This is a genomic window from Delftia sp. NA_296.1 (assembly GCF_052692095.1).
Map to the genome: position 1 here is coordinate 276,822 of NZ_JBQZGF010000009.1, position 24,639 is coordinate 301,460.

Annotated in this window: 24 protein-coding genes; 13 read left to right on the top strand and 11 right to left on the bottom strand. The window is 68.0% G+C overall.

Annotation, left to right across the window (positions count from 1 at the left end):
• Positions 1 to 266: 266 nt before the first annotated feature.
• The 8 genes from ACUTR7_RS22340 to mnmG all read right to left on the bottom strand — a co-directional run bounded on the left by ACUTR7_RS22340 (position 267) and on the right by mnmG (position 8,017).
• The gene (locus tag ACUTR7_RS22340; protein ID WP_445609858.1) at positions 267 to 1,091 is read right to left on the bottom strand and encodes a class I SAM-dependent methyltransferase; all 825 of its coding nucleotides are present in this window, start codon (positions 1,089 to 1,091) and stop codon (positions 267 to 269) included.
• A 24-nt stretch (positions 1,092 to 1,115) separates the two neighbouring features.
• Positions 1,116 to 2,150: a peptidoglycan-binding domain-containing protein gene (locus ACUTR7_RS22345; RefSeq protein ID WP_013799966.1), complete on the bottom strand. Its 1,035-nt coding sequence runs from the start codon at positions 2,148 to 2,150 to the stop codon at positions 1,116 to 1,118.
• A 196-nt stretch (positions 2,151 to 2,346) separates the two neighbouring features.
• The gene (locus ACUTR7_RS22350; RefSeq protein WP_013799965.1) at positions 2,347 to 3,282 is read right to left on the bottom strand and encodes a ParB/RepB/Spo0J family partition protein; all 936 of its coding nucleotides are present in this window, start codon (positions 3,280 to 3,282) and stop codon (positions 2,347 to 2,349) included.
• A 13-nt stretch (positions 3,283 to 3,295) separates the two neighbouring features.
• Positions 3,296 to 3,874, bottom strand: coding sequence for an RBBP9/YdeN family alpha/beta hydrolase (locus ACUTR7_RS22355; RefSeq protein ID WP_445609859.1), 579 nt, complete (start codon positions 3,872 to 3,874; stop codon positions 3,296 to 3,298).
• A 2-nt stretch (positions 3,875 to 3,876) separates the two neighbouring features.
• On the bottom strand, positions 3,877 to 4,647 hold the full coding sequence (locus tag ACUTR7_RS22360) for a ParA family protein (protein WP_012201989.1): 771 nt from the start codon (positions 4,645 to 4,647) through the stop codon (positions 3,877 to 3,879).
• A gap of 13 nt (positions 4,648 to 4,660) precedes the next feature.
• Positions 4,661 to 5,275, bottom strand: coding sequence for a LysE family transporter (locus ACUTR7_RS22365; protein ID WP_012201988.1), 615 nt, complete (start codon positions 5,273 to 5,275; stop codon positions 4,661 to 4,663).
• 106 nt (positions 5,276 to 5,381) lie between these two features.
• Positions 5,382 to 6,041, bottom strand: coding sequence for a 16S rRNA (guanine(527)-N(7))-methyltransferase RsmG (gene rsmG / locus ACUTR7_RS22370; protein ID WP_445609860.1), 660 nt, complete (start codon positions 6,039 to 6,041; stop codon positions 5,382 to 5,384).
• Positions 6,038 to 8,017, bottom strand: a complete 1,980-nt coding sequence (mnmG, locus tag ACUTR7_RS22375) for a tRNA uridine-5-carboxymethylaminomethyl(34) synthesis enzyme MnmG (RefSeq protein WP_096914486.1) — start codon at positions 8,015 to 8,017, stop codon at positions 6,038 to 6,040. Before mnmG ends, rsmG begins: the two co-directional genes overlap by 4 nt.
• Positions 8,018 to 8,319: 302 nt before the next feature.
• Here mnmG and ACUTR7_RS22380 point away from each other — a divergent pair, with 302 nt between their 5' ends.
• The 3 genes from ACUTR7_RS22380 to ACUTR7_RS22390 all read left to right on the top strand — a co-directional run bounded on the left by ACUTR7_RS22380 (position 8,320) and on the right by ACUTR7_RS22390 (position 11,034).
• On the top strand, positions 8,320 to 8,907 hold the full coding sequence (locus ACUTR7_RS22380) for an NADPH-dependent FMN reductase (RefSeq protein WP_099732601.1): 588 nt from the start codon (positions 8,320 to 8,322) through the stop codon (positions 8,905 to 8,907).
• Between the two features lie 95 nt (positions 8,908 to 9,002).
• Entirely contained in the window at positions 9,003 to 9,611 is a 609-nt protein-coding gene (gstA, locus tag ACUTR7_RS22385) for a glutathione transferase GstA (protein ID WP_013799958.1), read from the top strand.
• A gap of 304 nt (positions 9,612 to 9,915) precedes the next feature.
• On the top strand, positions 9,916 to 11,034 hold the full coding sequence (locus tag ACUTR7_RS22390; RefSeq protein ID WP_445609861.1) for an alkene reductase: 1,119 nt from the start codon (positions 9,916 to 9,918) through the stop codon (positions 11,032 to 11,034).
• Positions 11,035 to 11,139: 105 nt separating this feature from the next.
• On the opposite strand, the gene ACUTR7_RS22395 is transcribed toward ACUTR7_RS22390, so the two are convergent.
• On the bottom strand, positions 11,140 to 12,834 hold the full coding sequence (locus tag ACUTR7_RS22395; RefSeq protein WP_034397522.1) for a methyl-accepting chemotaxis protein: 1,695 nt from the start codon (positions 12,832 to 12,834) through the stop codon (positions 11,140 to 11,142).
• Positions 12,835 to 13,134: 300 nt separating this feature from the next.
• On the opposite strand from ACUTR7_RS22395, the gene ACUTR7_RS22400 reads away from it, so the two are divergent.
• Positions 13,135 to 13,329, top strand: coding sequence for a heavy-metal-associated domain-containing protein (locus ACUTR7_RS22400; RefSeq protein ID WP_012201975.1), 195 nt, complete (start codon positions 13,135 to 13,137; stop codon positions 13,327 to 13,329).
• 44 nt (positions 13,330 to 13,373) lie between these two features.
• Positions 13,374 to 13,808, top strand: a complete 435-nt coding sequence (gene cueR / locus ACUTR7_RS22405; RefSeq protein WP_012201974.1) for a Cu(I)-responsive transcriptional regulator — start codon at positions 13,374 to 13,376, stop codon at positions 13,806 to 13,808.
• Between the two features lie 26 nt (positions 13,809 to 13,834).
• On the opposite strand, the gene ACUTR7_RS22410 is transcribed toward cueR, so the two are convergent.
• Positions 13,835 to 14,605 carry a TetR/AcrR family transcriptional regulator gene (locus ACUTR7_RS22410; protein ID WP_445609862.1) on the bottom strand — a complete coding sequence of 257 codons (771 nt, stop codon included), beginning with the start codon at positions 14,603 to 14,605 and terminating at the stop codon, positions 13,835 to 13,837.
• Positions 14,606 to 14,735: 130 nt separating this feature from the next.
• Here ACUTR7_RS22410 and ACUTR7_RS22415 point away from each other — a divergent pair, with 130 nt between their 5' ends.
• The 8 genes from ACUTR7_RS22415 (at position 14,736) to ACUTR7_RS22450 (ending at position 23,834) form a co-directional block, all read left to right on the top strand.
• Positions 14,736 to 15,620: an ABC transporter ATP-binding protein gene (locus ACUTR7_RS22415; RefSeq protein ID WP_445609863.1), complete on the top strand. Its 885-nt coding sequence runs from the start codon at positions 14,736 to 14,738 to the stop codon at positions 15,618 to 15,620.
• Positions 15,617 to 16,498, top strand: coding sequence for a branched-chain amino acid ABC transporter permease (locus ACUTR7_RS22420; protein ID WP_013799949.1), 882 nt, complete (start codon positions 15,617 to 15,619; stop codon positions 16,496 to 16,498). The genes ACUTR7_RS22415 and ACUTR7_RS22420 overlap by 4 nt, the downstream gene beginning before the upstream one ends.
• Before the next feature lie 22 nt (positions 16,499 to 16,520).
• Positions 16,521 to 17,558 carry a branched-chain amino acid ABC transporter permease gene (locus ACUTR7_RS22425; RefSeq protein WP_063327862.1) on the top strand — a complete coding sequence of 346 codons (1,038 nt, stop codon included), beginning with the start codon at positions 16,521 to 16,523 and terminating at the stop codon, positions 17,556 to 17,558.
• A 37-nt stretch (positions 17,559 to 17,595) separates the two neighbouring features.
• The gene (locus tag ACUTR7_RS22430) at positions 17,596 to 18,777 is read left to right on the top strand and encodes an ABC transporter substrate-binding protein (protein WP_043825208.1); all 1,182 of its coding nucleotides are present in this window, start codon (positions 17,596 to 17,598) and stop codon (positions 18,775 to 18,777) included.
• Positions 18,778 to 18,943: 166 nt separating this feature from the next.
• Complete coding sequence (locus ACUTR7_RS22435) at positions 18,944 to 19,774, top strand: ABC transporter ATP-binding protein (RefSeq protein ID WP_445609864.1); 831 nt, start codon at positions 18,944 to 18,946, stop codon at positions 19,772 to 19,774.
• A 145-nt stretch (positions 19,775 to 19,919) separates the two neighbouring features.
• On the top strand, positions 19,920 to 21,749 hold the full coding sequence (locus tag ACUTR7_RS22440) for an AMP-dependent synthetase/ligase (RefSeq protein ID WP_445609865.1): 1,830 nt from the start codon (positions 19,920 to 19,922) through the stop codon (positions 21,747 to 21,749).
• 9 nt (positions 21,750 to 21,758) lie between these two features.
• Complete coding sequence (locus tag ACUTR7_RS22445) at positions 21,759 to 22,547, top strand: enoyl-CoA hydratase/isomerase family protein (RefSeq protein ID WP_097204847.1); 789 nt, start codon at positions 21,759 to 21,761, stop codon at positions 22,545 to 22,547.
• A 99-nt stretch (positions 22,548 to 22,646) separates the two neighbouring features.
• The gene (locus ACUTR7_RS22450; RefSeq protein ID WP_013799943.1) at positions 22,647 to 23,834 is read left to right on the top strand and encodes an acetyl-CoA C-acyltransferase family protein; all 1,188 of its coding nucleotides are present in this window, start codon (positions 22,647 to 22,649) and stop codon (positions 23,832 to 23,834) included.
• Positions 23,835 to 23,900: 66 nt separating this feature from the next.
• Here ACUTR7_RS22450 and rdgC read toward each other — a convergent pair.
• Positions 23,901 to 24,639: recombination-associated protein RdgC (gene rdgC / locus ACUTR7_RS22455; protein ID WP_445609866.1), on the bottom strand; the 739-nt coding region annotated here is incomplete at its 5' end.

Below are 24,639 nucleotides of genomic sequence, written 5' to 3' on the forward strand. Positions count from 1 at the left end.
AGACAGTTCCATATCCATCTTGGCGATCTTTGTGTTTGTCATCTGCACCGCAGCCTGGCGCAGCAGATGGGTCAAGGCTTGCAGGTCCTGCATCTGTGGATGGCAGGCACAGCAAGTCTTGCGCACGTACACAAAGAGTCAATTCCGGGGAGCATGGAGAGCCTGCCTTTCTCCTGTAAGACAAAGGCGCGAAGTGTGGGGGCCCGCCGTCCGGACTCAGTGCCTGGCCCGGCCGTGCAACGTCACGGCTGGAGCGGCACAGGCTCTCATCGGCGCTGCTGCAGCTCCCGCCGCGCCTTTTCGTAGGGCGTCTCCTCGGGCTCGGGCACATGCACCACGGCCTCGCCGGCACCGCCCAGCGGCATGCGGTAGACCCAGAGGCTGTGGCGGCCCGGTCCCTGGCGCTGCCAGGAGGGCTCCACGCCGGGCAGCGCAAAGTCCAGGCTGACCAGCCAGGCGCCCTCAGGCAGCTCCGTGGCGGCCTTGACGGCCGCACGGCCCATACTTTCAGGGCGCTGGAACAGGTAGACCATCTGGTAGCAGCTCCAGTCGGCCAGCCAGATGTCGGTGCGGCGCACGCGGGCCCAGGGGCAGCGCAGCGCGCACAGCCAGCGCAGCGGCCAGCTCCACTCCATGCCGTTGAGCCGCGCCTGCGGGTACTGGCCGCGCAGCGCGCGCAGGCCGTCACCCAGGCCGCAGCCGGCATCCAGCACGGCCGCGCCATCGGGCAGCGGCGCGGCATCGGCCAGGCCTTGCAGCGCATCTGTCGGCGTGGGAAACAGCGGCGCATCGCGCCAGGCGTTGAGCGGGTAGACCAGGGTCAGCAGACCCAGCGCCGCCAGCCACAGCCAGGGGCTGATGGCGGCCAGGCCGCCCGGTCCCCACAGCATCAGGCAGGACAGCGGAAAGCCCGCCGCCACGGCCAGGCGCCGCCACCAGGGCGTGGCCAGCAGGCTGGCGAGCACGCCCAAAAAACAGGCCGCCAGCCAGGCGGCCAGCGGCCCTAGGGTCGATTGCAGCGCGGCGTAGACAAGCCAGGCGCCCGCCCAGGCAAGAAGGGCCGGGGCCGGCCAGGGAAGGCGCCGCATCATGCGCGCCCTCCGGCCGGGAGCCGCTTATTGCTGTTGCAGTGCTTGCGAGGTGGCACGGTCGAGGCGGCCGGTCTGCGGCAGGCTCTGGTCGCGCTGGAACTCGCGCAGGGCGTTCTGGGTGTTCTTGCCCATGGAGCCGTCAGGCGTGCCTGCGGTGTAGCCCAGGGCATTGAGCTTTTGCTGGGCCGCGCGCAGCGACATGCCGGCGGCATTGGCGCCCGGAGCCGATGTCTGCGACGGTGCGGCACCGCCGTCCACGCCCAGGCGTCCACCGCCGCCCAGGCCCTGGCCCTTGACGGTCTGCGCCTTGTAGTTGCGCAGCGAGCGCACCATCTGGTTGTAGGCGTCCATGAAGGCGGCGGCGATCACCTTGCCTTCGGCCGTGCGTGTGTAGCCGCCCAGCGAGGCGCCAGCGGAGCCGCCGAACAGCGCGCCCATGCCGCCCCAGTCGGTCTTGGAGGACGAGCCTTCGGAAGCCGACACCTGCACGCCCGAGCGGTTGTCCACCAGGGCCAGCATGACCGAGGCCTCGCGGGTCTTGGTGGCTGCAGCCAGCGCGCCGAAGATGCCGCCTGCGCGGCCGCCGATGGCGCCGCCCATGCCGCCGGCATCGCTCTGGTTGAAGATCACTTCGGGGGACAGGCCGTAGTCGGAGGCCACCATCTGGCCCTTGCCCAGGTTGCTGCCGCCGCGCATTTCGCCCGAGTCCATCAGCGCGCGTTCACGCGCCATGGCGCCCATGCCGGCCGCGCCGCGTTCCACGACGATGAAGCAGTTGGACTGCTGGATCATCAGGCGCAGCAGCTGCGAGGTGGGCGGCAGGCGGTACTGCTGGGTGAGGATGGTGTACCAGCCCGCGGTCTGGTTCTCAACCAGGGAGATGGTGCCCAGCGAGGAGTCGCAGCGCTCCAGCTCGGTGTTGGCGTTCTCGGCGCTGGCACCGCCTGCGGCGCCCGTGGCCACGGTCTTGGCTTCCGGCGAACCCATGCGCATGTCGGTGGTCACGCAGCCGGTCAGCGCCACGGCAGCGATGGCAGTCAGGGCAAGATACTTCTTCACGTTGTAATCCTCTTGGTCTGGTCTAGGTGAATCAGCGCCAGGGCAATGGGCGTCCACGCACTGGCAGCGTCGCCAGTCAGCGATTACACACAATTACCCCGCATAACAGCGCGCAAATATACCGGGATTCACCCTTGCAAAAAAGCGCTGCATTGCTGGAGAACGACAGATCACAGACGGTTACAAGCTGTTGTCATCACTCGGGTGCATCGCCGCGCAAACGTTCGATCAGCCCGTTGAGCGCATCGAGCGAGCCGAACTGGATCGCCACTTCGCCCATTTCCTGCAGCTTGCCGCCACGGCGCACGGACTTCTTGATGCGCACTTCGACATCGGCCATGAGCAGGTCGGACAACTCTTCTTCCACGCGCTTGATGTCGCGCGACTTGCCGTCCTTCTTGGACTTCTGGCGCACCAGGCTGAAGTCGGCGCCGATCTTCTTGACCAGGGCCTCGGCCTCGCGCACCGACAGCTTCTTGGCCGCGATCTGGTTGCCGGCCGTGATCTGGGCCGCGCGGTCCAGCGACAGCAGGGCGCGCGCATGGCCCATGTCGATGTCGCCGGCCATGAGCATGGTCTGCACCGGGTCGGCCAGGTTGAGCAGGCGCAGGATGTTGGTGGCCGCGCTGCGCGAGCGTCCCACGGCCTGGGCCGCCTGCTCGTGCGTGAGGCCGAACTCCTTGACCAGGCGCGACAGGCCCTGGGCCTCTTCCAGCGGGTTCAGGTCCTCGCGCTGGATGTTCTCGATCAGCGCCATGGCGGCGGCGGCCTCGTCGGGCACCTCGCGCACCAGCACCGGCACCTCGGCCAGGCCGGCGATGCGGGCCGCACGGAAGCGCCGCTCGCCCGCGATGATTTCGTACTTGCCGGCGTGGTCGCCCTTGGCCAGGCGGCGCACCAGGATGGGCTGCATGATGCCCTGGGCCTTGATGCTTTCGGCCAGCTCGTAGAGCGCGCCCTCGTCCATGTGGGTGCGCGGCTGGTACTGGCCGGGCACCATGACGTCGAGCTGCAGGATGCTGGGCAGGCCGGTCTCGGCCACCGGGCCGCCGCCCTCTTCCTTGTCGTGGACCTTGGGTCCGAGCAGGGCTTCCAGCCCGCGTCCCAGTCCCTTGGGTTTCTTGGTCACCATGGTGTTGTCCTTGTCAAAGCGATGCCAGCAGCGCGTGTCCGCTGTCCCAGTCGCCCAGCCCGCTGGCCGTGTTGAGATGGCCCGAAGGCCCTGCGTCGACGAAGCGTGCGCCCCAGGCATCGGCCATGGCTTGCACGCGCTGGGCGCTGCAGTAAATGTCGTTGTCGCTGCCGACCACGATGCAGGCAAACGGCAGGCGCTGCATCATCACGGGCGACCAGCCGGGCAATTGCTCGCGCAGCTGGGGATGCTCGGTATCGCCGGGGGCCACCAGCAGCGCGCCGCGCACCTTGCGGGCGGCCAGCGGCGAATGCGCCGCCCACCAGGCCACAAGGATGCAGCCCAGGCTGTGCGCCACCAGCACCACGGGGCGCGGCGCGTCGAGCACCGTCTCCTGCAGCCTGGCGCTCCAGTCGCCGCGCAGTGGGCGGTCCCAGTCGTTTTGCTCCAGGCGACGGTAGCCGTGGCGCTGCTCCCAGCGGCTTTGCCAGTGGTCGGCGTCCGAGTTCTGCCAGCCGGGCAGCAGCCAGACGTCCTCGGCGGACCACCCGGTCGGCACGCCCTGCCCTGCCGCTTCATGTGAACCTTGCATGGCTACATCTTCTTGATGCGGCGCACCATCTCGTGCGCGAAATCGATGAAGGCCTTGCTGCCCTTGGCGCCCGGATCGAAGACCACCCCCGGCACGCCATAGCTGGGCGCCTCGGCAAGGCGCACGTTGCGCGGGATGACGGTGTCGAACACCTTGTCGCCGAAGTGCTCCTTGAGCTGGTCGCTGACCTGCTGCTGCAGCGTGGTGCGCGGATCGAACATCACGCGCAGCAGGCCGATGATCTGCAGGTCGGGGTTCATGTTGGCGTGCACCTGCTTGATGGTGTTGACCAGGTCGGTCAGGCCTTCGAGCGCGAAGTACTCGCACTGCATGGGCACGACCACGCCATGGGCCGCGCACAGGCCGTTCAAGGTGAGCATGGACAGGCTGGGCGGGCAGTCCACCAGCACGAAGTCGTAGTCGGCATCGACCGCCTTGAGGGCGCCCTTCAGGCGATCGTTGCGGCGCTCCAGGGTGACCAGCTCGATCTCGGCGCCGCTGAGTTCGCGGTTGGCGCCCAGCACGTCGTAGCCCACGGCCTCGGAACGCACGGCCGCTTCCTTGACGCTGGCGTTCTCCAGCAGCACGTCGTAGACCGACAGCTCCAGCGCACGCTTGTCCACGCCCGAGCCCATGGTGGCATTGCCCTGCGGGTCCAGGTCGATCATCAGCACGCGCTGGCCGACCTTGGCCAGGCCCGCTGCAAGGTTGACGGCGGTGGTGGTCTTGCCGACCCCGCCCTTTTGATTGGCGACACAGAAGATTTTGGCCATGGTATTTACACGCTTATTTGGCGATGGCCAGCTTGAGGCCAAAACCGATCAGGAACACGCCCGCAGTCTTTTCGAGAACCCGGGAAACCGCAGGATTGGCGCGCATGCGCTCGGCCAGATGCGCGGTCAGCAGCACCACGATCAGGCAATAGAGAAAGGTCAGAGCGGCCACCGTGGCCGCCATCACCGCGAACGTGAGCAGGCCCTGGTGGCTTGCGGGATCCACGAACAGCGGGAAGAAGGCCATGTAGAACACGATGGACTTGGGGTTCATCAGGGTGATCAGGCCGGCCTGGCGAAAGTAGTGGCGCGGCTCGATGTGGAGCACGGGCTTGTCGCCGGGCTTGGCGGTGAGCATCCTGAAACCCAGCCAGCCCAGGTAGGCGGCGCCCAGCCACTGCACGGCATGGAAGGCCGTGGGATAGGAGGCCAGCAGCGCGGCCACGCCCGCCACGGCCATCCAGATCAGCACCTGGTCGGCCGCCAGCACGCCGGCGCAGGCCGCCATTCCGGCACGTATGCCGCCCTTGCCGGTGGAGGTGATCAGCGCCAGATTGCCCGGCCCCGGAATCAGCAAAAACAGAAGAATGGCAACAACGAATGCGCTGAAATCGGAGATGCCGAACATGCTGACCCCTGAGCGATGAAAGCTGGGAGTTTATGCGAGGGCCATGGCCAGCGCATGTGGAACATGGCCCCGCCGCAACGCGGCAGTGTGCCATTCGGTAAAAAAATCAGGCGCAAACGCGCAGCCAGAGGATGCAGCGCTCGGCATCCAGGCCCGGCACCTTCAATGGTTCCACGTGAAACACCTGCACGTCAGCGGGCAGCGCGGCGATTTCATCGTCGGGGTGCTTGCCCTTCATGGCCAGCCAGGTGCCGCCCTCCTCCAACGCCTGGCGCGACCAGCTGGTGAAGTCCACCAGGGAGGCAAACGCACGGCAGCTGATCAGCGGATAGCGCGTGGTCAGCTGCTCCACGCGGCTGTGGATGCCGCGCAGGTTGGGCAGGCGCAGCGTGGCCGCCGCCTGCTGGATGAAGGCCGCCTTCTTGCCCACCGTGTCCACGCAGTGCACGTCGATCTGCGGGCAGCAGATGGCAAAGACCACGCCGGGCAGGCCGCCGCCCGAGCCCACGTCCAGCATGGCGGTGCGGCCTGCGCGCGCAGGCATCTGTGCCAGATGGCGCTGCAGCGCCGGCACGGCAGCCAGGCTGTCGAGCAGGTGATGGGTCAGCATCTCCTGCGGATCACGCACGGCCGTGAGGTTGTAGACCTTGTTCCATTTGCCCAGCAGGGCCTGGAATTCCATCAGCGTATCGACCTGGGCAGGGGAAAGCTCCAGGCCCAGCGCCCGCAGGCCGGCCTCGAGAGGAGCGCGCAGTTCCTGGCTCATGCGGATGCCTCCTCGCCCTTCGCGTCAGTCACATCCGGTGCAAAGCCCCGAAAGCCCCCCTTCTTCAGGTGCACCATGAGCAGCGAGATCGCCGCCGGCGTCACGCCCGACATGCGCGACGCTTGGCCCAAGGTTTCGGGCCTGTGCTTTTGCAGCGACTGGCGCACCTCGAAGGACAGGGCCGGCACCTGCATATAGTCCAGCTCGGCCGGCAGGCGCAGGTTCTCGAAGTGGGCGGCGCGCTGCACCTCGTCCTTCTGGCGGTCGATGTAGCCTGCGTACTTGGCCGCGATTTCCACCTGCTCGACCACGGAGCCGCTGAGATCGCCCAGCACGTCGGGCTGCACATCGGCCGAGGCATAGCGGCCCTCGTTCAGGCTCATCAGCTTGCCGTAGCCCACGTCGGGCCGGCGCAGCAGGTCGAACAGGTTGTACTCGCGCTCGATGGACTTGCCCAGCACCCGCTCCGATTCCTCGGGCGTGACGATGCGCGGATTGACCCAGGTGGACTTCAGGCGCTCTGTTTCACGTGAAACAGCATCGCGCTTGCGGCTGAAGGCATCCCAGCGCGCATCGTCCACCAGGCCCATGGCGCGGCCCGCTTCGGTCAGGCGCATGTCGGCGTTGTCCTCGCGCAGCTGCAGCCGGAACTCGGCGCGGCTGGTGAACATGCGGTACGGCTCGGTCACGCCCTTGGTGATCAGGTCATCGACCAGCACGCCCAGGTAGGCCTCGTCGCGGCGCGGCAGCCAGGCTTCCTGGCCGCGGCACTGCAGCGCGGCGTTGAGGCCGGCGAACAGGCCCTGGGCCGCCGCTTCCTCGTAGCCGGTCGTGCCGTTGATCTGGCCGGCGAAGAACAGGCCCTGGATCTGGCGCGTCTCGAAGCTGCTCTTGAGCGAGCGCGGATCGAAGTAGTCGTACTCGATGGCGTAGCCGGGGCGCAGGATGTGCGCGTTCTCCAGCCCCTTCATGCTGCGCACCAGTTCGTACTGGATGTCGAAGGGCAGGCTGGTGGAGATGCCGTTGGGATAGAACTCGTTGGTGGTCAGGCCTTCGGGCTCCAGGAAGATCTGGTGGCTTTCCTTGTCGGCAAAGCGGTTGATCTTGTCCTCGACGCTGGGGCAGTAGCGCGGGCCCACGCCTTCGATCTTGCCCGTGAACATGGGGCTACGGTCAAAGCCGCTGCGGATGATGTCGTGCGTGCGCTCGTTGGTGTGGGTGATCCAGCAGGGCATCTGGCGCGGGTGCATGGCCGCATTGCCGATGAAGCTGAACACGGGCAGCACGCCTTCGTTGACACCGCCGGGCATGCCGTCGCCGGGCTGCTCCTCGCACTGTGAGAAATCGATGCTGCGGCCATCCAGGCGCGGCGGCGTGCCGGTCTTCAGGCGCCCCTGGGGCAGCTGCAGCTCCTTGAGCCGCGACGACAGGCTGACGGCTGGCGGGTCGCCCGCGCGGCCTGCCGCGTAGTTGTTCAGGCCCACGTGGATCTTGCCGTCCAGGAAGGTGCCCGCCGTGAGCACCACGGTGCGGCTGCGAAAGCGCACGCCCACCTGGGTGACGGCGCCCACCACGCGGTCGCCCTCGACCATGAGGTCATCCACCGCCTGCTGGAACAGCCACAGGTTGGGCTGGTTCTCCAGCATGTCGCGGATGGCGGCCTTGTAGAGAATGCGGTCGGCCTGGGCGCGCGTGGCACGCACGGCTGGGCCCTTGGAGCTGTTGAGGATGCGGAACTGTATGCCGCCGATATCGGTGGCCAGCGCCATGGCGCCGCCCAGCGCATCCACTTCCTTGACCAGATGGCCCTTGCCGATCCCGCCGATGCTGGGATTGCAGCTCATCTGGCCCAGGGTCTCGATGTTGTGGCTCAGCAGCAGCGTCCTGCAGCCCATGCGCGCAGCGGCCAGCGCGGCCTCGGTGCCGGCGTGGCCGCCACCGACCACGATCACATCAAATTCCTGTGGGTACAACATGCTTATCACTCCGGGGGCCTGCCCGGCCCAAGCCCCCGACACGGAGCACTCACGCTCCGGCGCTCATGGCAGGCGGCCCTCGTTCATGTAGCGAGGGGAACCCAGCGGGGAACCCGCGATTTTCCCACCTTTGCCGCACCAGTGCCTTGCAAGGGGTCGGCCGGCCCCGCCACCGGGCCGGCACTGCGCCGGTGTTCCACGTGAAACAGTGCGGCGGGAGGCCGCATTCTCCGCAGGATGCTGCGCGCCGCCACCCGCAGGGCGGCCCGCTTGCAAGAAACATGTGCAGGGCCTGTGATGCAATGGCGGCCATGCAGATCCTCATCTTCGCGGGCAGTACCCGCCAACAATCGCACAACCGGCGCCTGGCCGCCGCCGCCGCCGACATGGCGCGCGAACTGGGCGCCCAGCCCACGCTGCTGGAGCTGTCGGATTTCGACATCCCCATGTACAACGCCGACCTGGAGGCCAGCGGCACGCCGCCCGACGTGCTGCGCTTCAAGGCCGCGCTGCACAGCCACCCGGCCTGGCTGATCTGCTCGCCCGAGTACAACGGCAGCTACCCTGCCCTGCTCAAGAACGCCATCGATTGGGCTTCCAGCCCCGTGGCCGGTGATCCGGTCTGGTCCGATGGCACCCTGCCCTTTCGCGGCAAGGTCGTGGGCATGGCCAGCGCCTCGCCCGGTGGCCTGGGCGGCCTGCGCGCCCAGTCGCACCTGGCGCCGCTGCTGCTGAACCTGCAGTGCTGGCTGGCACCCGTGAGCCACGCCGTAGGACAGGCAGGCCAGGCCTTTGACGAGGCCGGCCGCCTGCAGCGGCCCCAGGACCAGCTGGGCATGAAGGCCGTGCTGGAACAGGTGCTCTGGGCTGCACAGCGCCTGTCGGCCTGAACCCTGCCGCCAGCGCGGTCCCATCATGCGCAGCCCCTGCACATGGGGTTAGCATGGGCGCTTGTCTTTCTTACCCTGATCGGAAGCCATCCACCATGAAGCTCTACTACAGCCCTGGCGCCTGCTCTCTGTCTCCCCACATCGTCCTGCACGAGGCAGGCCTGGCCTACGAGCCGGTCCTGGCCAGCACCAAGACGCACAAGCTGCAGGACGGCACGGACTACTACGGCATCAACCCGCTGGGCTATGTTCCCTTCCTCGTGCTCGACGACGGCGACACGCTGCATGAAGGCCCGGCCATCGTCCAGTACCTGGCCGATCTGGTCCCCGAGAAGAAGCTGGCGCCTGCCAACGGCACCATGGCCCGCTACCACCTTCAGGAGTGGCTGAACTTCATCGGCACCGAGCTGCACAAGGGCTTCGGCCCCCTGTTCAACCCCGCCACGCCCGACGACTACAAGCCCGTGGTGCGCCAGCGCGTGCTGGACCGCCTCAAGTGGGTGGACGGCGAGCTCAATGGCCGCGACTACCTGATGGGCGAGCAGTTCACCGTGGCCGACGCCTACCTGTTCACCGTGACGGGCTGGGCCCAGTTCGTGGGCGTGGACATCTCCGAGCTGACCAACCTCCTGGCCTACCGCGAGCGCGTGCTGGCCCGCCCTGCCGTGCAGGCCGCGATGAAGGCCGAAGGCCTGCTCAAGTAAGCAGCGCCGCGCTGCTGCGCTCAAGGCCTGGCGGGGCCGGCTGGTGTGGAACCGGCCGGCCCCTTGTCTTTGGTGCCTGCGGCTCAGGGCCCGGGCGGCGCAGGCCTGGCGCGTGCGGATGCGCGGCTGCACCTCGGCGGGGTGCAGCGCGCATCCGCCGGGCCATGCGGCATGCGGGCGTCGCCTGCACGACAGCGCGCAAATCCCTGGCCTGCACGATTGATTCCATGGGCGTAATCTGTGCCGTACGCCGCGCCGCCCGCACGGGCGGCGCTTTTGCTTCACGCACAGAAAGCCCCGTTGCATGACCTCTCTGTTCGAACCCATACAGGCCGGCGAGCTGCGCCTGCCCAACCGCATCGCCATGGCGCCGCTGACGCGCAACCGCGCACCCCAGGCCCAGCCCAACGACATCATGGTCACCTACTACGCCCAGCGCGCCAGCGCCGGCCTGCTGATCAGCGAAGGCACGGCCATCAGCCACCAGGGCCAGGGCTATGCCCATGTGCCGGGCCTGTACGGCAGCGAGCAGCTCGACGGCTGGAAGCGCGTGACCGACGCCGTGCACAAGGCGGGCGGACGCATCGTCACCCAGCTGTGGCATGTGGGCCGGGTCTCGCACACCTCGCTGCAGCCCGAAGGCCAGGCGCCCGTGGGGCCGTCCCCGGTGGCGGCCAAATCCAAGACCTATGTGATCGACGAGGACTCGGGCAAGGGCCAGTTCGTGCCCACCTCCGCGCCGCGCGCGCTCGCCCAGCACGAGCTTCCCGCCATCGTCCACAGCTTCGCCGTGGCCGCGCGCAATGCCGTGGAGACGGCCGGCTTCGACGGCGTGGAGCTGCACGGCGCCAACGGCTATCTGCTGGACCAGTTCCTCAAGACCGGCGCCAACCAGCGCGATGACGACTACGGCGGCAGCATCGAGAACCGCGCCCGCCTGCTGCTCGAATGCACGCGCGCCGCCGCCGATGCCGTGGGCGGCGGCCGCGTGGGCATCCGCCTGTCGCCCGTGACGCCGGCCAACGACATCGCCGATGCCGACCCCCAGCCGCTGTTCGAATACGTGGTGCGCCAGCTGGCGCCGCTGGGCCTGGCCTACATCCACATCATCGAAGGCTCCACCGGCGGCCCGCGTGAATTGCCCGACCGGCCCTTCGACTACGCGGCGCTCAAATCCGCCTACCGCGAGGCCGGCGGCCAGGGCGCCTGGATGGTCAACAACGGCTATGACCGCGACATGGCGCTGCGCGCCGTGGAAAGCGGCCACGCCGATATCGTGGCCTTCGGCAAGGCCTTCATCTCCAACCCCGACCTGGTCCACCGCCTGCGCGACGACCTGCCGCTGAACCCCTGGAACTCCAGCCTGTTCTACGGCGGCGGCACCGAGGGCTATATCGACTACCCGTTCGCGCGCCAGGCCTGATTTGCGGCGCTGCAAAGCAAAAAGCCCGCAGGCATGACCTGCGGGCTTTTTTCGTTCGGGCGATTCACAGGGTCACGTGAAACAGGGCCGCTGGCCCCTGCCTTCTCAGGCGTGTTCCAGCAACTGGGTCTCGCGGGCCGAAGCCAGCGGGGCGCGGCCAGCAGCCGGGGCCAGGCCGGGCTTGCCCTGGCCGGGACGGCCATAGGAAGCATGCGAGCCCATGGACGCCACGGCCGCACCGGCAATGCGGAACTGGCCCACCACCTGCGCCAGGCGCGCGGCCTGCTCTCGCAGCGACTCGGCGGCGGCGGCCGATTCCTCGACCAGGGCTGCGTTCTGCTGCGTCATGCGGTCGATATCGCCCACGGCCTGGTTGACCTGGCCGATGCCGCCCGACTGCTCGCTGGAAGCCGCCGTGATCTCGCCAATGATGTCGCCCACGCGCTGCACGCTGTCCACGATTTCCTTCATGGTCTTGCCCGCGTCCTCGACCTGGCGCACGCCCACGTCCACGGCCTGCACGCTGGTCTGGATCAGCGCCTTGATCTCGCTGGCCGCCTGGGCCGAGCGCTGGGCCAGCGAACGCACCTCGGCCGCCACCACGGCAAAGCCGCGGCCCTGCTCGCCGGCGCGCGCCGCTTCCACGGCGGCGTTCAGCGCCAGGATGTTGGTCTGGAAGGCGATGGAGTCGATCAGGCCGATGATGTCGCCGATCTTGCGGCTGGAGGTCGTGATCTCCTGCATGCTGACCACGGCCTGGGCCACCACGTCGCCACCGCGCGTGGCCGTGGTCGAGGCAGAGGCCGCCAGCTGGTTGGCCAGCTGCGAGGACGATGCCGTCTGCTGCACCGTGGCCGTGAGCTGGGACAGCGAGGCCACGGTCTCCTGCACATTGCTGGCCGTCTGCTCGGTGCGCGAGGACAGGTCCTGGTTGCCCGTGGCGATCTCCTGGCTGGCCGTGGCGATGTTGCCGCTGGCGTCGCGCACCTGGGTCACCATGGAGCCCAGACTCTGCTGCATCTGGTCCAGCGCGCGCTGCAGATCGGCCACCTCATCCTTGCCCTCCACCTTCACGCTCTGCGACAGATCGCCCTGGGCAATGGTCAGCGCCGTCTGGCGCGCCTGCACCAGGGGGCGGCAGATGGACAGCATGTTCATCAGCGTCAGCGGCACCACCACCAGCACCGTGAGCACCACGGCCGCCACGAAGATCCACTGCGTCTGCTCGGCCACGCCCTGCTCCTCCGCGGCCATGGCATCGACCTGCTGGCGCAGCAGCTGGTCGAGTTGTGCGATGAGCTTTTCGACCTCGGCCACCTCGGCCATGGCCTTGCCGCTCATGCGGTTGGCCGTGGTCGCCGTGTCATAGCCACCGGCCTCCAGCTGCCGCGCAATGTGCTCGAACTGCTGGCGGTAGCGGTCCACGCGCTCGGAGATGCCGCTGACGATGGCGTCGTCGGCCGGGTCCTCGTCCTTCAGAAAGCGCTCGGCCACGGATTTCACGCGGTCGATGGCGGCCAACCACTGGGTGTGGGCCTTGCGCACCTCTTCGGCACGCTCGTACTGGATGATCATGTCCTTTTCATGGGCGCGCACGGCACCCAGCTCGGCGCGCAACTCCACCATGTAGCCCATCTTGGCGTACGAGGTATGCATGAACTGCTGACTCATGCCATGGATGCGGAACATGCCCAGCATCCCGGCTCCGCCCAGCAGACCCAGCAGCACCAGCACCATGGCGATGGCACCCAGCATCCGCGTGCGGATCGTGAAAGCCCGCATCATTCCCAACAAGTTCATGACCGTTTTCCTCTCTGTCAGTCAGGGCGCACGCACGGTCTCCAAATGCATAGCGCCAACGTAAATACAAATTGTTGCAGTTTGTCAGATGATCGCCAATGGTCTATGACGGTTTTTGCATATTCACGGCTCTTTTCGATCTATCGGCCATTGCAGCGGATCATTGAGCCGGCCGGCTCACATCGAATTGGGCCAAATCAACCCTTATCCAGCCAGGCGCTTGACCTTGCCATGGTGTTAGGGTTCAACATGCCGTCCATGGCTTGCGCCACTTCGGCGCGCCCCAACCAGGAGCGAGAGATGCAACATGTTTTCACCGTGCAGGGCATGACCTGCGGCCACTGCGAACGCGCCGTCACCCAGGCCGTGCAGGGCGTGGATGACCAGGCCCAGGTAAAAATCGATCGCGCCGCCCAGCGCGTGGAAGTCGACAGCAGCGCCAGCCGCGAGGCACTGGGCGCCGCCATTGCCGAAGAAGGCTACAAGGTCGCCTGAGAGACACCTCAAAGACACCCGAAGGCATCCGAAAGGCACGCACCATGTCCGCCCACCCCGCACAGCACTGGCCCGTCTCCATCGGCGAGGCCGCGCGCCGCGCCGGTGTCTCGGCGCGCATGGTGCGCCACTACGAAGCCCAGGGCCTGCTGCCGCCCATGCACCGCACGGACGGCGGCTACCGCCAGTACGCCGAGGCCGACGTGCATGCCCTGCGCTTCATCCGCCGAGGGCGCGACCTCGGCTTTTCCATGGACGAGATCGCCACCCTGCTCGGCCTGTGGCAGGACAAGAGCCGCGCCAGCAGCCAGGTCAAGGCCATCGCCCAGCGCCACATCGACGAACTGACCGAGCGCATCGCCGCCATGCAGGCCATGCAGCGCACGCTCAAGACCCTGGTGCACTGCTGCCACGGCGACGACCGGCCGGACTGCCCGATATTGGATGATCTGGCGGCGCAGGAGAGTGCGGCGCCGTAGCGTGTCTCACGGCAGGGAACGGCGCTTCAGCCGCCCGCCTTCGCACGCTTTGCAGGCTTGCCCACCTTGGGTGGCTTGGATAACTTGGGCGTATCGAGAACATCCGCCCGCCGCAACACCCCCCCCATCAAGGTATCAATGCACTGCTGCGCCACTTCCTCGGCCGAGTACTGGCCGCCAGGCTGGTACCAGCGGCCTATCCAGCTGAGCGCGCCAGCAATCACGAAGGCGGTCATCTTGGGGTCGCAGGGGGCCAGCGAGCCCTCCTGCACGCCGGCGGCCACCAGGCGGCGGAAGGCCTGGTCTATGGCGGCCTTCTGGCGGCGCAGTTCGCGGCGGCTGTCGGGGGGGACCTGTTCGTCGCCGACACGGATCAGGCACATGCCGAAGTCCATGGTGACGATGCGCGCATAGACCTGCATGCAGGCGCGCAGCTGGTCCACGGCCTGGCCGCCTGCGCGGCGCGAGGCCTCGATGCCTTCCAGCGTCATGGCCAAGCCCTGGTTCACGCACTGCAGCAGGATCTCGTCCTTGTTCTTGACGTAGTAGTACAGCGTGGGCTTGCTCACGCCCAGCCGTGCGGCGATGTCGTCCAGCGAGGTGGCGGAGAAGCCGCGCTCGTTGAACAGCTGCGCGGCGGCCTGCAGCACGGCCTGGCGCTTGGCCTCGCGCTGCTGCTCGCGGTCATGCGTGCCGCTCCAGGGCGAGTCCACGGCGGGCGCTGCACGGCCTTTGCCGGCGCGGGTTCCGGGGCTGGGGCTGGGTCGGATCTTGGTTTCAGGGCTCGATGGCTTCATGGCGGCGGGTGCACCGGGGAAATCACCGATGCTGCATGCGGAGGGCGACAACCAGAATCTACTCCAAAGTAAACAGCCTACGCATCAGTAGGCTCCTGCCCGGCTCGACGAACCAACGCACGAGAGCGCCATGGAGACACACCCCGACGGCGGCCCGCCCGCCCCCTTGCTGCAGGTCGATGGCGTCACGCTCGCCTTTGGCGGCGTGAAGGCGCTGTCGGGCGTGGGCTTCGATGTGCAGCCCGGCTCGATCACGGCGGTGATCGGTCCCAACGGCGCGGGCAAGACGTCGCTGTTCAACACCATCTCGGGCTTTTACCGGCCCACGGGCGGCTCCATCCGCTTCCAGGGCGAGGACATCACGCGCATGCCGGCGCCGCGCCGCGCGCGGCTGGGCCTGGGGCGCAGCTTCCAGAACATTGCGCTGTTCCGGGGCATGACGGTGCTGGACAACATCAAGCTGGGCCGCCACGCCCACCTGCGCACCAACGTGCTCGACGCCCTGCTCTACCTGGGCCGCGCGCGCCGCGAAGAGGCCGAGCTGCGCCGCGACATCGAGGAGCGCATCATCGATTTCCTGGAGATAGACCACATCCGCCATGCGCCCGTGGCCGCCCTGTCCTACGGGCTGCAAAAGCGCGTGGAGATGGCGCGCGCCCTGGCCATGCAGCCGCGCATCCTGATGCTGGACGAGCCCGTGGCCGGCATGAACCGCGAGGAGACCGAGGACATGGCGCGCTTCATCCTCGATGTGCGCGCCGAGTGGGGCGTGACCGTGCTCATGGTGGAGCACGACATGGGCATGGTCATGGACCTGTCCGACCATGTGGTGGTGCTCAACTTCGGCCAGGTCATCGCCCAGGGCACGCCTGCCGTGGTGCAGGCCGATCCCGAGGTGAGCCGGGCCTACCTGGGCGCCGGTGATGTGGGCGAGCTGCGGCGCCGGCTGCGCGGCGCGTCCACCCGGCCAGAGCCCGCCACGCCGCAGCCTGCCCTGGCACAGGAAGCCGCATGATGGACTGGGCCTACCTGTTCGAGATCGCCCTCACGGGCCTGGCCGCAGGCGGCCTGTATGCGCTGGCCGCGCTGGCCTTCGTGGTGGTCTACAAGGCCACGCGCGTGGTCAACATCGCCATCGGCGAGCTGCTGATGGTGGGCGCCTACCTGTTCTTCACCTTCGCGGCCATGTTCGCGCTGCCGCTGTGGCTGGCCATTCCCGCCGCCGTGCTGGGCACGGGGCTGCTGGGCGCGCTGATCGAGCGCACGATGATCCGGCCGCTGCTGGGCGAGCCGCCGATCTCGGTGTTCATGGTCACCGTGGGCCTGGCCTCGGTGCTGGTGGGCCTGGTGGAGCTGATCTGGACGGCCGACCAGCGCCGCCTGCCCGAGTTCATGCCCACGCAGCCCGTGATGATCGGCGAGGCCTTTCTCGCGCCCAAGGTGGCCTGGGGCGCAGCCGTGGCCGTGGTCTTCATCGCGGCCGTGCTGCTGGTGTTCCGCTACTGGCGTGGCGGCGTGGCCCTGCGCGCCACGGCCAGCGACCAGGCAGCGGCCTATTCGGTGGGCATCAACGTGCCGCGCGTGTTCTCGCTGGCCTGGGTGGTGTCGGCCATGATCGCGGCGGTCTCCGGAATCATCGTCGGCTCCATCGGCGGCATCTCGTCGAGCATGGGCGTGTTCGGCCTGTCGGTGCTGGTGGTCGTCATCGTGGGCGGGCTGGACAGCGTGCTGGGCGCCCTGGTTGGCGGCCTGTTCATCGGCCTGGTGGAGGCGCTGGCCGGCGCCTACCTGGGCGGCGAGTACAAGCTGCTGGCCACCTTCATCGTGCTGGTCGTGGTGCTGATGCTCAGGCCCTACGGCCTGTTCGGCACGCACGAGATCGAGCGGCTCTAGACAGCTTCAGAAAGACGGCAGCATGCGCATAGGCACCCTCAAGGAAAGCTACATCGCCGATGCGGCGCTGTTCGACTCCCGCACGCAACGCATCTGGCTGGCCATGGCCGGCGCGCTGCTGCTGCTGTTTCCCTTCATGGCCAGCGACTACTGGCTGTACCTGGCCTGCCTGGTCAGCATCAACGTGGCCGGCGCCACCGGGCTGAACATCCTCACCGGCTACACGGGCCTGGTCAGCCTGGGCCAGGCCGCCTTCATGGGACTGGGCGCCTACACGGTGGCCATCGTGCAGGCGCGCTGGGGCACGCCCGTGCTGTTCAACCTGTTGGCTGGCGGCTTGGTGGCCATGCTGGGCGGCATCGTGGTGGGCCTGCCCTCGCTGCGCGTCAAGGGCCTGTACCTGGCGATTGCCACCATCGCGGCCTCGTTCATCGCGCACTTCCTGTTCGCCAACCTCAAGCTCACGGGCGGCACGGCGGGCCTGACGCTGCAGCCGGCCACGGTGTTCGGCGTGGCGCTGGATACCTCATTCCGGCTGTACTGGGTGATCGTGCCCGTCACGCTGCTGATGCTGCTGGGCGCGGCCAACCTGTTTCGCACGCGCATAGGCCGCGCCTTCATCGCCATCCGCGACCGCGACATCTCGGCCGAGGTGCTGGGCATACCGCTGCTGCGCTACAAGCTGCTGTCGTTCGGGCTGTCCTCGTTCTACGCGGGCGTGGCGGGCGGGCTGTGGGCGTACTTCTTTCGCGTGGTCACGCCCGAGAGCTTTCCGCTCTTGATGTCCATCTTCTTTCTGGCGGCCATCATCGTCGGCGGCATGGGCTCCATCCTGGGCGGCATCCTGGGCGCGGTCTTCATGACCATGGTCCCGGAGCTGCTCAAGCTCATCGTGGACCTGCTGCCCGGCGGCTCCGAGCTGGCCGTCTTCCTGTCGCCCGTGCGCACCATGGTGTTCGGGCTGCTGATCATCGTCTTTCTGGTCTTCGAGCCGCAGGGGCTCGCAGAAATGTGGCGGCGCCTGCGCCGCTTCTTCCACCTGTGGCCCTTCCGCAATTGAGGCGGCGCCGCGCACGACAAGCAAAAGGAGACAAGCAATGCAGCAACACCCGACCTCCTCGCGCCGCCGCAGCCTGCTGCTGGCGGCCGGCGCCAGCCTGGCCGCACCGCTGGCCGCCCGCGCCCAGGCTGGTGGCGAAGACATCGTGATCGGCGGCTCCATCCCCATGACGGGCGTGTTCGCCTTCGCGGGCGTGGGCATCAATGCCGGCATGGGCGACTACGTGAAGATGGTCAACGAGGCCGGCGGCATCAAGGGCCGCAAGGTCCGCTACGTGCCCGAGGACACGGGCTACAAGGTCGATGTCTCGGTGGCCGCGTTCAAGAAGATCACCAGCCAGAACAAGGTCAACCTCTACTACGGCGACTCCACGGGCTTTTCCAAGACCATCAACCCCGAGCTGGACCGCAACGGCGCCATCCTCATGGCGGGCGCCTCCTTCGCCACCGAGCTCAACAACCCGGCCAAGTACCCGAACCAGTTCCTCGTGGGACCCGACTACACGGAGATGTTCGGCATCCTGCTCAAGCACATCGCCAAGGAAAAGCCGGGCGCCAAGGTGGCCTTCGTCTACTCCGACTCCGAATTCGGCCGCGACCCCATCGAGGCCAGCGAAGCGGCCGCGAAGAAGCTGGGCCTGAACGTGGTGGCCAAGCTGATGACGCCGCCCGGCAGCGTGGACGTGTCCACCGAAGTCATCAAGCTGCGCCGCGCCGCGCCCGACTACACCATCTTCCACGGCTACATCCTCGCGCCCATTCCCGAGTTCATCCAGCAGGGCAAGCAGATGGGCATGACCAGCCAATGGATGGGCACCTTCTGGACCATGGACAGCTCCACCGTCATGAAGATGGGCGAGGCCGGCGACGGCTTCATGGGCGTCATGCCCTACCGCTACTACTACGACACCTCGGCCAAGGCGCCCATGCTGGACAAGATCCGCGCGCTGCGCCCCGAGTACCAGAGCACGGCCTATATCCAGGGCTTCCTGGCGGCCATGCTGTTCGTGGAATCGGCCAGGCGCTGCCTGGACGCGGGCAAGCCGCTCACCGGCCCCAACCTCAAGGCCGCGCTCAATTCCATCAAGGACTTCGACACGGGCGGACTGATCGGCGTGCCCATCACCATCAAGGGCAATTCGATTCCCGTGGGCCGCGTCTACAAGGCGGACATGAAGGCGCAGAAGATGCTCCCAGCGTCCGACTGGATAGCGCTTTGATGAAACGCATCCCCCTGAGCGGCTTCGCCGCTTCCCCCTTCTCTCGCACCGCTTCGCGTTGCGGGAAGGGGGACGGCACCTTCGCGGCGGGGCGGCCCTTGCTTGGTGCCCCGCGCCTGATGCACGCCATAACCAACGTCGCGGGCTCCACATGCGCAGTGAAATTTTGAAGGCAACCCCAACCAACGCAGAGACTGCAAGCGTCCTCGAAATCAACAACATCGAGGTCATCTACAACAAGGTCGTGCAGGCCCTGCGGGGCCTGTCGCTGGCCGTGCCGCGCGGCCAGATCGTGGCCCTGCTGGGCAGCAACGGCGCGGGCAAGAGCACCACGCTCAAGGCCGTCTCGGGGCTGCTGGCGCTGGAGGACGGCCTGCTGGCCAGCGGCAGCGTGCGCTACAACGGCCAGTCCACCGCGCAGTACGCGCCCCAGCAGCTGGTGCGCCTGGGGCTGTCGCATGTGATGGAGGGCCGGCGCGTGTTCGAGGACCTCACGGTGGAGGAAAACCTCGTGGCCGCGACCTACGCGCTCACGGGCCGCAATCAAGTCAAGCCCGACTTCGACCTGGTCTACAGCTACTTCCCGCGCCTGCATGAGCGACGCAAAGGCCTGGCCGGCTACCTGTCGGGCGGCGAGCAGCAGATGCTGGCCATTGGCCGCGCGCTGATCGCCCAGCCCCAGCTCATGCTGCTGGACGAGCCCTCGCTGGGTCTGGCTCCGAAGCTGGTGGAGGACATCTTCACCATCATCGCGCGCATCAATGCCGAGCGCGGCACCTCCATGCTGCTGGTCGAGCAGAACGCCACCGTGGCCCTGGCCGTGGCGCACAGCGGCTACATCATGGAGAACGGCAAGATCGTCATCGACGGCCCGGCCGAGCGCCTGGCCCAGGATGCCGACGTGCGCGAGTTCTACCTGGGCATGGGTGGTGGCGGCGAGGCAAAAAGTTTTCGCGACCTGAAGCACTACAAGCGCCGCAAGCGCTGGTTGTCATGAAGCACCCCCTGAGTCGCTTCGCGCCTTCCCCCTCTCTCCCGCTTCGCGAGGGAGGGGGACAGCACCCTCGGTGCGGGGCGGCCCTTCCTCGGTGCTCCCGTGTGGGGGCACGCCAGTGTCACAGGCAGCGCGATGGGTCATTGATATGAAGAACCTTCCCGAACTCACCCTGCCCCAGATGCTGGCCGAACGCGCGCGCAGCGATGCCCAGCGCGTGGCCATACGGCAAAAGGACTTCGGCATCTGGAAGCCCACCAGCTGGGCGCGCTACCACGAGCGTGCCAGCCACTTCGGGCTGGGCCTGGCGCAGCTGGGCCTGCCGCCAGGCGGCCACATGGGCGTGATCTCCGAGAACCGCATCGAGTGGGTGCTGGCCCAGATGGGCGCGGGCCTGATCGGCGCCATCACCGTGGGCGTGTACCCCACCAGCCCCACGCCCGAGGTCGCCTATGTGGCGGGCCATGCCGATGTGGACATCATGGTCTGCGAGGACCAGGAGCAGACCGACAAGCTGCTGGCCGCCCTGCCCCAGCTGCCGCGCCTGAAGAAGATCATCGTCATGGAGACCAAGGGCCTGCGCAGCTTCGCGCCGGAGGTCCGCGCCCTGATCGCCACCTTCGACGAGGTCGAGCGCCTGGGCGCCCAGGCCGCCAGCCGCGCCCCCATCGAACAGGCGCTGGCACGCCAGACGCTGGATGACGTGGGGCTGATGATCTACACCTCGGGCTCCACCGGCAAGCCCAAGGGCGCCATGATCACCTACCGCAACATCCGCGGCGTGGTGCCCGGCATTGCCGAGCGGCTGGGGCTGGACGGCGGCACGCGCCACCTGTCCTACCTGCCGCTGTGCCACGTGGCCGAGCAGATGCTGACCAGCTTCGTGCCCGTCTACCTGGGCTCGCAGGTGCACTTTGGCGAGTCCATCCGCACGGTGCAGGAAGACCTGCGCGAAGTCGCGCCCAACATGTTCCTGGGCGTGCCGCGCATCTGGGAGAAGCTGCACGCGGCCATCAGCATCAAGATGCAAGAGACCGGGCCGCTGCGCCGCGCGCTCTACCAGCGCGCCATGGCGGCCTGCGCGCCGCTGGCCGAAAAGCCCCGCAGGCAGTGGAGCCTGGCCGAGCGCCTGGCCTGGGCGGCCAGCTACTGGAGCGTGCTGCGCGCGCTGCAGAACTTCATCGGCCTGCGCGAGGCGCGCGTGGCGCTCACCGGCGCCGCGCCCATACCGCCCGACGTGGTGCGGTTTTTCCGCACGCTGGGCGTGCCGCTGATCGAGGTCTACGGGCTGACCGAATCCACGGGAATGGTTACCGGCCACCGCCTGGACGACGTGGCCGTGGGCAGCGTGGGCGTGGCCACCGAAGGCGTGCAATGGCGCATTGCCACCCATGCCGGCCCCGATGAGGGCGACGGCAGCGGCGAGCTCCAGATCAAGGGCGACATGGTCTTCGCGGGCTACTACAAGAACCCCGAGGCCACGGCGCAAAGCCTGCAGGACGGCTGGCTGCACACGGGCGACGTGGTGCGCGTGCAGGGTGGCCAGCTGCGCATCGTGGACCGCCTCAAGGACATCATGATCACCGCCGGCGGCAAGAACCTCACGCCCTCGGAGATCGAGAACACCATGAAGGCCAGCCCCTTCATCAAGGAGTGCATCGTCGTGGCCGAGGGCCGCAAGTTCGTGGGTGCGCTGGTGCAGATCGACTACGAGACCGTGGGCCAATGGGCCCAGGCGCGGCGCATCCCCTTCACGCATTTCCGCTCCCTGGCCGAGATGGCCGAGGTGCGCGCGCTGATCGATGCCGAGATCGCGCAGGGCAATGCGCGCCTGGCCCAGGTCTCGCATGTGCGGCGCTTCCATCTGCTGACCAAGGAGCTGGACCACGACGATGGCGAAGTCACGGCCACGATGAAGGTGCGCCGCTCGTCCATCTACAAGACCTACGCCGCCGAAATCGACGCCCTGTACCACTGATCCGCTCCCATGACCGACACGCAAGACACCCCGCTGCTGCTGCACCGCGAAGGCGCCATCGCCACGCTGACCTTCCACCGCCCCGCCGCCCTCAACGCCATCGACGTGCCCATGGCGCTGGCACTGCGCGATGCCGTGCGCACCCTGGCCCAGGACCGCGCGCTGCGCTGCGTGGTGCTGGAAGGCGCGGGCCGCGCCTTCATGGCGGGCGGCGACCTGGACACGCTGGCCGCCGACCCCGTGCGCGGTGCGGCCGAGCTGCTGGCGCCGCTCAACGAGGCCGTGGCGCTGCTGGGCCAGCTCGATGCGCCCGTCATTGCCAAGGTGCATGGCGCGGCGGCAGGCGCAGGCCTGTCGCTGATGCTGCAGGCCGACTTCGTCTACGCGGCCGAGGGCACGCGCTTCAACCTGGCCTACATCAACCTGGGCGCCAGCTGCGACGTGGGAGCCTCATGGGCGCTGCCGCGCATCGTGGGCCTGCGCAACGCGCTGGAGATCGCCATGCTGGGCGAGACCTTGGACTGCGCCCAAGCGCAGCGCCTGAGCCTCATCAACCGCGTCCTGCCGCCCGCCGAACTCGACGCCGCCGTGCAGCAGCTGGCCCAACGCCTGGCCGCCGGTCCCACGGTGGCGCTGGGTCATATGCGCCGCCTCATGCGCGCGGGCCTGGACCGCAGCCTGCGCGACCAGCTGGCCGCCGAGGCCTGCGCCTTCGATGCCTGTGCGCGCACGGCCGACCTGCCGCGCGGCATTGCGGCGTTCCACGCCAAGCAGGCGCCGCAATTCGAGGGACGTTGACCTCCGCCCGGAACTGACGCCGAGGCGGCTGCGCTGCCTGCCGCCTGCCCGGCACAATGCACTCCATCCCCCGTGTTCATCGCTTCGAGGAGCTTCACCATGACCCCACGCGACGTCTTCGTCGTCGGCACTGCGCGCACCGCCATCGGCACCTTCGGCGGCAGCCTCAAGGACGTACCCAACACCCAGCTGGCCACCACGGCCGTCAAGGCCGCCATCGAGCGCGCGGGCCTGGCGCCCGACGCCGTCGGCCACGTGGTCATGGGCAATGTGATCCCCACCGATACCAAGGACGCCTACCTCTCGCGCGTGGCCGCCATCGATGCGGGCTGCCCCATCGAGACGCCGGCCTTCAACGTCAACCGGCTGTGCGGCTCCGGCCTGCAGGCCATCGTCTCTGCCGCCCAGGCCATTGCGCTGGGCGACTGCGACGTGGCCATCGGCGGCGGCAGCGAGTCCATGAGCCGCGGCCCCTACTTCGACCAGGCCGCCCGCTGGGGCGCGCGCATGGGCGACGCCAAGAGCATCGACTACATGCTGGGCATCCTGCACGACCCCTGGCAGAAGATGCACATGGGCATCACGGCCGAAAACGTGGCCGAGCGCTACCACATCAGCCGCGAAATGCAGGACGAACTGGCGGCAGCCAGCCACCAGCGCGCGGCCGCTGCCATTGCGGCCGGCCACTTCAAGGAGCAAATCGTTCCCGTGGAGATCGCCACGCGCAAGGGCGTCGTGGTCTTCGATACCGACGAGCATGTGCGCGCCAGCACCACCATCGAATTGCTGTCCACCATGAAGCCCGCGTTCCGCAAGGAAGGCGGCAGCGTGACGGCCGGCAATGCCTCGGGCATCAACGACGGCGCCGCCGCCGTGGCCCTGGCCGCAGGCGATCGCGTGGCTGCCCTGGGACTGAAGCCGCTGGCGCGCCTGGTGGGCTACGCCCATGCCGGCGTGGACCCCGCCTACATGGGCATAGGCCCCGTGCCGGCCACGCAGAAGGTGCTGCAGCGCACGGGCCTGAAGATTGCAGACATGGACGTGATCGAGGCCAACGAGGCCTTCGCGGCCCAGGCCTGCGCCGTGATCCAGCAACTGGGCATGGATCCGGCCAAGGTCAACCCCAACGGCTCGGGCATCTCGCTGGGCCACCCCGTGGGCGCCACGGGCGCCATCATCACCACCAAGGCCATCGCCGAGCTGCAGCGCACGGGCGGCCGCTATGCGCTGGTGACCATGTGCATTGGTGGCGGCCAAGGGATCTCGGCCATCTTTGAAAGAGTCTGAGCGCCGCCTGAGCGTGGCGATGTTTCACATGAAACATCGCCACCGCAGCCGCCTGCCGGCTTAGGCTTAGAAAGGCGCTTCTTCAGGCGCCGTATCCACGGGCGCCAGGGCCGGCCCCGTCAGCGCACCACGGCCCGAGGCCGCTGCACGCGGTGTCGCTGGTGTCGCTGTAGGAGTCTGGGCAGCGGGCGTTTGCAGCGATGCCGGCAGATCCTGGCCCAGGCCCGTGCGCCCTTCCCCGCCCAGCGCCTCGATCAGATCGGGGATGAGCCTGGACAGCTCGCCCGTGGCAATCGCCACATCGGCATCGAAGCCGCCGTCGTCCTGCGACTGGCCTTCCATCACGGCATCGAGCAGCGCGATCTTGCGGATCTGCAGACCCTCGGTCAGCACGAAGCTCACGCGATCATCCCAGGTCAGCGCCAGGCGCGTGGGCAGCTTGCCGTGCTCGATATGCTGGCGCACCTCGTCGATGTCCAGCGGATGGCGCGCATAGCGCACCACAGCCTTGGATTCGTCGGCGGCCTTGAGCTCGCATTCGCGGTCAATCGAAAAGCCGACCGGGCTTTCCTGCGTGGTCAGCCAGTGCGCCATGGCGGCCTGGGCGCTGGTCTGCGTATCGACCAGGGCCAGCGCAAAACCAGTAAGGCCCTCCACCAGCGAGCTGACCACCTCGTCGGCGCGCGCCTGGCTGCCCGTGTCCAGCACCAGGGTGCGGGCCTGCGGGTCCAGCCAGACCCACATGGCGCCCTGCTTGGTGAAGGCCATGGGCAGCAGGTCCAGCTTGGCCTCGTCCTTGAGTTCC